Origin of the sequence: Faecalibacterium sp. An121 (assembly GCF_002160915.1) — a bacterium.
GTDB lineage: Bacteria > Bacillota > Clostridia > Oscillospirales > Ruminococcaceae > Faecalibacterium > Faecalibacterium avium.
Genome location: NZ_NFLM01000028.1, coordinates 21193 through 28888, shown reverse-complemented (window position 1 = coordinate 28888; position 7696 = coordinate 21193). Strand labels below are relative to the sequence as shown.

Genomic DNA, 7696 nt, shown 5'->3' with positions numbered 1-7696 from the left:
TATCTTTTATACACCATAAGGAGGAAAAATTCATTATGAAACTCAAGAAGATTGCTTCTCTGGCGCTGGCCGGCATCATGGCCGTCAGCATGCTGGCTGGCTGCAAGGACGGCGGCAACGGCAACAGCGGCTCTTCCAGCGAGAATACTAATTCTGCTTCTGGCTATTCTGCTATGCTGGGCGAAGCTGTGTCTGATAAAGTCAAAGATATGGATAATGTGGTCTTTGCTGATAATGAGAAAGACCAGACTGCATTGGAAGATGCCGTGAAGAATGTTGGTGCCGCTGACATTCTGAGTGCTAGCAAGAATACTAATTTGCACGATGTTGGTAATAAAGCTGTACTGGCTGACTTTAAGGATGCTGCTGACTTGCATCGTGAAGCACTTCTCAACAGTGCTAAGAGCTTTATTTTTGATGGTGTAACTGAAGTTAATAAGACCCGTAAGGTCGGCGATATCTTCGCTATCGACGGCACTATGGATATGTCTAAGGTGATGAATCAGATTGCTGATGATTACGATAAGTACTTTGAAAAGCTGCAGGAGAATGCTACCGTTATTTCTAGTGGTTCTCCTTCTACTTCCACAGTTTACAACTTTGATTACACCATTTCTGTGAGCGTTGTGAATGTACCTGCAACCTCTGACACTACCTATGTTGGTTCTGTGAACTTCATTGCTGTGACAGTTACTCGCACTGTTGCCTAAACTTTACTTATAACACCCCGGGGCACCATACCGGGAGATGATATAAGGGGCGGGCAGGTGCCAGAGACCACCTGCGCGCTCGGGTAAAACACCCATCCGATGTGGCGGCAAAGAGGAATAGAACCATATTCCTTCTGTTGTTGATCGCACCAAAACAAAAGAACTTTTGCGTCACGAAAGATAGGGTCCCTCTGCGGGGGTCGGCCATACGGCCGGCCCCCGCATTGTTTTGTGTGCGCCGCGGCGCCCGGATTTACTGGAAAGCCCCGGAAATGCTGTCGATGTAGCCGCCGGTGCCGGATACGCCCCGGCTGACCTCCACCTTGAAATCAAAGGCGGGGCCGTTGAGGGCGGTTTTGTTGGAAAACAGGATGTTGGCGCCCTGGCGGACGGCGGCGGTCGCGTCCTGCCAGACGGGCTGGTCGTCCAGGGCGTTGTTGGTCACCTGGACGGTCAGGCTGGCATCGGCGGGGATGCTGCCCCCGACAGAGAGCACGGCGGTGGTGATGGGAGCGTCGGCCGGGATGGGCTGGGTCAGGGTCACGCTGGCCGATGTCACCGACTTGGTGAACACCGCCGACAGGCTGGTGCTGGCCATGCCGTCGCTGGCGGTCACCTCCAGCGTGTGGGTCCCGTTGCTGAGCTTGAGAAAGCCCAGACTGTCCCCCACGGCGGTAAAGCTCTGGGCCGCCCCCGACGCGCCCGTCAGGGTCCGGGTGACCTCCTCGTCCAGCTTTTCGGTCAGGGACAGGCTGAGGCCCTCCGGGTCGGTGGGGGTGTACTCATAGAGGAACGGGGCGCTGCGGATCCCGATGTTGGCGCCGCTGGCGCCGCTGGGACTGGTCAGGGTGGGGGCCGCATTGGGCTGGATGTTCCCCTCGTCGTCCACCGACAGCCCCTGAGGCAGGATGAGGATGGGCCGGACCCCCAGCTGGGTGGTCTGGCTGGTGGTGGCCGTCCCGCCTGCGGCTGACACCACCCATGTGGTGTCCCCCTGGGCGGAGCGGGTCCGGGTCCAATAGGGGTATGGGCTCCCGTTGGCCTTGGCGATGCGGCGGGCGTCCTGGTCCGCAAAGCCCTCGAAATAATCCAGGCAGACCCCTTCGACGGGCATCTCGGGCTGGGTGCTGTCGCTCCAGCCCATCTCGGTGCCCGACAGCAGGAATGCCTTGGCTTCCAGCCCCTCAGCGCCGGCGTGCAGGGTCCCGCCCTCGCTGTAAGGCAGCCGGACGGCCACCAGCTGCTGCTGGACTGTCTCGTCCAGCATGGGGATAAACAGCTGGCTCAGCCATTGGCAGGGGGTGCATTGGGCGTAGGTCTTGCCGCTGCCCCAGGCCAGAGTGCTGGGCAGGCCGGAGGCCATCAGCCAGGTGCCCGCCCCGCCCTGGTAGAGGCTGGGATCCGGACAGCCCTGGTGTACGATGAAAAACTGGGTGGGGGCGCCGTTCAGCTCCAAAACGATGCTGCTCCCCACCGGCTTGGCAGAAAGTGCAGTTGCCATAAGAAACCTCCTTTCAGAATTCGATGCGGGCCTGGGCGATGTTCCAGACGCCGGCGGCGGTCAGACCCTCCAAGGTGGAAAAATCGGCCTCAAAGGGGTGCTGGGTGACCTCGACATCCGCCTGCTCCAGCGCTTCCACCCGGGCCTCCAGCGCTTCCAGGGCTGCGGCGGCCGCCGCCCCCAGGGTGGTGCGGGCCGATGAGCGGTCTGTGTCGCTCCAGGCGGCGCTCTCCCACAGGGAAGCCAGGGCCAGCTTGACCGCCAGAGGCACCAGAGCGGGGGTCAGCGGGGACCACCCGTCGGTCATGGCGGCCAGCTGTCCGGCGCCGGCAGGGGCCAGCCGCAGTTCGCCGCCGGCGGTCAGAGCCAGGCCGTAGCCGCTGCCCAGCTTGATGGGTCCGGCCTGCGCGGCGGTGGGCAGGTCGCTGCGGTGGACAAAGCCGGTCAGCTCCGCCTCGGGTACGGCTTCCACCGTCAGGCCGGCCTCGCTTTCCACCGACTGGACCCGCAGCAGGCTCCCGGCTGCGGCGGTGGCCGGCAGGGGCAGGGCGCCCACGTCGGCGGCGTCCAGCACCACCCGGCCGCCCTTGCTGTTGACGCTGATGACCGGCCCCTCCACCGGGGCTGCGCCTTCGGCCCGGAGCGCGGCTGCCTCGGCGCGCTCGGCGGCCTGCTCCGCTGCCTGAGCCTGGGCCTGCGCGTCTGTGACAGCCCCGGCGGCCTGTCCCACGGCGCCGCTGGCGTCCGAGGCGCTCTGGGCGGCCTGCTGGGAGGCGGCCTGGGCCGACAGAGCGCTGGACAGCACCTGGGCCACGAACTGCTCATACAGGGTGGCGGAAGGGGGAGGACTGTCCCCCTCTGTGGGCAGGATCTCGCAGGTGTCGTAACTGCCCGGCTGGGTGTAGGCGTCATAGCCCTGGCCGTCGGTGGCGGTCAGCATCCAGCGCCCTTGCAGAGAGGCGGTCAGCCGCCGGTCCACCGCCGCCTGTCCCAGCTCGTCCAGCAGCAGAGGCGCGGGCAAACTCCCGTCCGCCTGCTGGATGTGCAGGGCTACGCTCTTGCCCGCCCACTCGGGGGGCAGGTCAAAAGCCAGGGTGTCCACCCCCTGGGCGTTCTGGCTGCCCAGGTGCAGCCGGGCGGGCTGGGGCACAAAGTCGGTGCAGCCCGACAGCTGCCGCGGCGTGATCTTGATATGCATCATGGTTGTTCCTTCCTTTCCCGGGGCGCTGGCGCACCCCGCTTTTGCTTTGATTCTAACCTCCGGTCCACGGCGGCGCCAGCGCGTCCTTTTGCGCGCGGTCTTTTGGCGCAAAATGCGCAAAAAATGGCCCCATCCACTGCCAGAGGAGGAAAAAATTGCATCCGGGATGCAAAATAAATGTTAAATTTCTGTTACAGTATCTTGGGGCCTTTTGAAGCGAAAATCGGAGGATGAGGACGGAAACGCCAAAATTAGAACAAAAAGTTTGTGCAAATAGCACAAAAAAGATTGACAAAAATATGACGACCTGCGGCCCGCCCATTTGACAAATCGGCCTGTGTCTGCTAAGATAGGACAGCTGCTGCGCCCGGACCAACAGACGATGCAGCGATTAAAACAGACAAACCAGGAAGTTAAACACCGTCCTCTGGGGGCGGCGCCCGGAGGCGGACCGGGATACCAAACCGCCGCACCAAGTGCATCGGAGCAGCCGGACACGCCCGGCTTTTCGGATGCGCTTTTCGGCGGGCGGAGGAAGCTGCCCGCGAACAAAGCCAAACTGTAAAAAGAGAGGAGTTGTTTGTTATCACTTCCGAATGTATGCAGGAAAAAAGGCCGGCGTTCCGGCACCGTGTATTCGCACTGTGCCTGATGAGCCTGGGCCTTGCGCTGACGCTGATGCTGACCACCGTGAGCATCCGCGTGACTTATGTGACCGATTCCAACGGGGCCAGCCAGCTGCTTTTGACCAGCGAGAGCGACCCCACCCGGCTGATGAACCTCTCGGGCATCGAAGCGGCCGAGGGCGACCGGGTCTATTACACCGCGTTCGGGGACAGCCTTGCCACCCTGAACATCGAGCGCGCCTTCACCGTGACGGTGGAGGCGGACGGCCAGCAGACTCCCGTCAAGATGGTCTATGGCACCGTGGCGGAAGCTTTGGAGAAGGCCGGCATCACCCTGGGGCCCGACGACTATACCGTCCCGGCCCAGGATTCCCTTGTGGGCATCGGCAGCACCATCCAGGTGCACCGCGTGCGCTATGAGGAGACGGTGGAGTATCAGACCATCCCCCACGACACCGAGTACGTCTATACCAGCCTGTACTTCCGCGATACCGACCGCACCACCACCCTCCAGACGGGCCAGGACGGTCAGTGCGCCATCACCACCCGCCACCGCTGGGTGGACGGCGAGCTGGAGAACAGCATCGTCACCGACGTGACCACCACCGTGGAGCCCCGGGATGCCCTCATCAAGGCCTATGGCGCGGGGGCGCCTGTCTCCCCCCTGACCGGCCCCGACGGCACCACCAATCCCCCTTCCAGCTACACCCAGGTGCTCACTGGCAAGGCCACCGGCTATTATTCCCGGGGCGGCAATGGCGCCTCGGGCCTGGGCCTGGGCTATGGCACCGTGGCCGTTGACCCCGACGTCATCCCCTACGGCACCCTGCTGTATATCACCTCCACCGACGGGCGTTTCGTCTACGGCTATGCGCTGGCGACCGATACCGGCATCGCCCTGCAGGACGGCCATGTCCTGGTGGATCTGTTCTACGAGACCTACGCCGAATCGGTGCTGAATGGCGCCATCAATGTGAATGTATACGTTGTGGGCTGAGCCCGCAGCGTAGGATCTGTACCTATGCCCCTGTTCCGCACGCTGTGTGCGGAGCGGGGGCTTTTTTGCGTTTGTGTGGAAAGCTCTGTCAGGTTTGCATAGAAAAAAAGTCAAAATTTGTGGTTTTTGTCTATTTACGGTTTTTGGAACGAAAAGATTATAGCGGATTTTATGAAAAAGGCCTTGAAAAATCACCTCGAATTATTTAATATAGTAATGTAGAAACAACCGATGGTCCGGCGCCGTGCCAGGATCAAAGACAAAGGCGGGGGCCGGGCCTGCGGAGGTTTTGCACAACATGCGGGCTGGCGTCAGTCTGCGCCAGGGAGGAGCTGCACATAGTATGAAACAGACCGATGAAATGAAACCGACGACGGAAGAGATGACCCAGGCAGCGGCAGAGCCCGCCGCAGAACCGGCAGCTGCCGGCCAGCCGGCCGAAAAGCCCCTGCGGCATGATCCCCAGGACGATCTGCCTGTTTACCTGTACAAGCAAGGCAATAACTTTGAGTCCCAGCGCTTCTTTGGCTCGCACCTCACCGAGCGTGCAGGCGAAAAGGGCGTCGTGTTCCGGCTGTGGGCGCCCCACGCCGCCGCAGTGAGCGTGGTGGGCGACTTCAACAGCTGGAAGCCGGGCAGCCATCCCATGCAGAAAGTGGACAACGATTCTGTATGGGAACTGTTCATCCCCGGCATGAAAGAGTATGACGTCTACAAATACTGCGTGACCACCCGGGCCGGGGAGCTGGTGTTCAAGGCGGACCCCTATGCCCTGCACGCCGAGACCAGGCCCTCCAACGGCAGCAAGGTCTACGACCTGAGCGGCTTCGGATGGAGCGACAGCGCCTGGATGGAGGCCCAGAAGGCCAGGGATGCCATCAACGGGCCCATGAACATCTACGAGATGCACGCGGGCAGCTGGCGGATGAAACAGGACGGGGACAACTACCTGCCCTACAACTACTCCGAGCTGGCCGACCTGCTCATCCCCTACCTGCAGGATATGGGCTACACCCATGTGGAGCTGCTGCCCATCATGGAGTATCCCTTCGACGGCAGCTGGGGCTACCAGGTCACCGGCTACTTTGCCCCCACCAGCCGCTACGGCACCCCCAAGGACCTGATGGCCTTTGTGGACAAGATGCACAACGCCGGCATCGGCGTCATCATGGACTGGGTGCCCGCCCACTTCCCCAAAGACCAGTTCGGCCTTTATATGTTCGACGGCGAGCCCTGCTATGAGGACCCCAACCCCCGCCGCGGCGAGCACAAGGAATGGGGCACCATGGTCTTCAACTTCGGCATGAAGGAAGTGCAGAGCTTCCTGATCTCCAGCGCCCTGTACTGGCTGGAACAGTACCACATCGACGGGCTGCGGGTGGATGCCGTGGCTTCGATGCTGTACCTGGACTACAACCGCAGGGACGGCGAGTGGGAGCAGAATGTCAACGGCGGCAAGGAGAACCTGGAGGCCATCGCCTTCCTGCAGAAGCTGAACACCGCCGTGCTGACCCGCCACCCCGAAAAGTACATGATCGCGGAGGAGTCCACCGCCTGGCCCAAGGTCACAAAGCCTGCGTCGGACGGGGGCCTGGGATTCAACTTCAAGTGGAACATGGGCTGGATGAACGATATGCTCAGCTATATGTCCAGCGATCCCATCTACCGCTCCTACAACCACAACAAGGTCACGTTCAGCTTCTTCTACGCGTTCAGCGAGAATTTCATCCTGCCCATCAGCCACGACGAGGTGGTGCACGGCAAGTGCAGCCTCATCAACAAGATGCCGGGCGAATACGAGGACAAGTTTGCCAACCTGCGCACCTTCTTTGGCTATATGATGGCCCATCCGGGCAAGAAGCTGCTGTTCATGGGTCAGGAGTTCGGCCAGTTCAACGAGTGGTACGAGGCAAAGCCTCTGGACTGGATGCTGCTGGACTACGACAAGCACAAACAGCTGCAAACCTACGTCAAGACCCTCAACCAGTTCTACAAGGACACCCCCGCCTTCTGGCAGGTGGATTACAGCTGGGAGGGCTTCCAGTGGATCGTCCCCGACGATTACCAGCAGAGCGTGGTGGCTTTCCTGCGCAAGGACGCGGCGGGCAAGCAGATCATGATCGTCTGCAACTTCACCCCCGTGCTGCGGGACGGCTACATCATGGGCGCGCCGGTGTCGGGCACCTACAAAGAGATCCTGAACAGCGACGACGCCGCGTTTGGCGGTTCGGGCCAGTACCACAACAAGAGCGTCCGCTCCAAAAAGGTGCCGATGCACGGCTTTGACCAGAGCATCACCCTGACCCTGCCCCCCCTGAGCACCATCTATTTCGAGGTGCCGGCTCCGCGGGCGCCCAGGGCTGCCAAGACCACCAAAACCGCCAAGGCTGCCGCCGAAAAGGGCACCGCAGCCAAAAAGACCACCAAAACCACCAAGGCTGCCGGGGAGAAAAAGACCACTGCGGCCAAGCGCACCACCAAATCCAAGGTGGAAAAGGGCGCGCCCGCCAAGGAGCCCAAGGCTGAAAAGAAGCCCGCGGCCAAGCGCACCCGCAAGCCCAAGGCGGACAAGGCTGCCGAGGAATGAGGGCGGCCGCACCGGCGGGCAGGCGGCCCGGCCGGGTTTGAGTGTTGATTTTCGCCCCTGACCGACGGGGGCGC

The 7696-nt window shown here is 61.5% G+C and carries 5 protein-coding genes; 3 read left to right on the top strand and 2 right to left on the bottom strand.

Features of this window, described 5'->3' with window-relative positions; genetic code table 11:
• Positions 1–35: 35 nt before the first annotated feature.
• Positions 36–710: a hypothetical protein gene (locus tag B5E66_RS11760; RefSeq protein ID WP_087233347.1), complete on the top strand. Its 675-nt coding sequence runs from the start codon at positions 36–38 to the stop codon at positions 708–710.
• Between the two features lie 253 nt (positions 711–963).
• Here B5E66_RS11760 and B5E66_RS11755 read toward each other — a convergent pair whose 3' ends face one another.
• Positions 964–2211: a DUF6273 domain-containing protein gene (locus B5E66_RS11755; protein WP_087233344.1), complete on the bottom strand. Its 1248-nt coding sequence runs from the start codon at positions 2209–2211 to the stop codon at positions 964–966.
• A 13-nt stretch (positions 2212–2224) separates the two neighbouring features.
• Positions 2225–3412, bottom strand: coding sequence for a hypothetical protein (locus tag B5E66_RS11750; protein WP_087233341.1), 1188 nt, complete (start codon positions 3410–3412; stop codon positions 2225–2227).
• A gap of 600 nt (positions 3413–4012) precedes the next feature.
• Between B5E66_RS11750 and B5E66_RS11745 the strand changes: the two genes are divergently transcribed.
• Positions 4013–5035, top strand: a complete 1023-nt coding sequence (locus tag B5E66_RS11745) for a 3D domain-containing protein (RefSeq protein WP_242958178.1) — start codon at positions 4013–4015, stop codon at positions 5033–5035.
• Between the two features lie 343 nt (positions 5036–5378).
• Entirely contained in the window at positions 5379–7622 is a 2244-nt protein-coding gene (gene glgB / locus B5E66_RS11740) for a 1,4-alpha-glucan branching protein GlgB (protein WP_446718514.1), read from the top strand.
• Positions 7623–7696 lie beyond the last annotated feature (74 nt).

What these genes read in the sequence shown, in the direction of transcription:
- B5E66_RS11750 (WP_087233341.1), bottom strand. Translation starts at nt 3,412, where the DNA reads ATGATGCATATCAAGATCACGCCGCGGCAGCTGTCGGGCTGCACCGAC.
- B5E66_RS11755 (WP_087233344.1), bottom strand. Translation starts at nt 2,211, where the DNA reads ATGGCAACTGCACTTTCTGCCAAGCCGGTGGGGAGCAGCATCGTTTTG.
- B5E66_RS11760 (WP_087233347.1), top strand. Translation starts at nt 36, where the DNA reads ATGAAACTCAAGAAGATTGCTTCTCTGGCGCTGGCCGGCATCATGGCC.
- glgB (WP_446718514.1), top strand. Translation starts at nt 5,379, where the DNA reads ATGAAACAGACCGATGAAATGAAACCGACGACGGAAGAGATGACCCAG.
- B5E66_RS11745 (WP_242958178.1), top strand. Translation starts at nt 4,013, where the DNA reads ATGCAGGAAAAAAGGCCGGCGTTCCGGCACCGTGTATTCGCACTGTGC.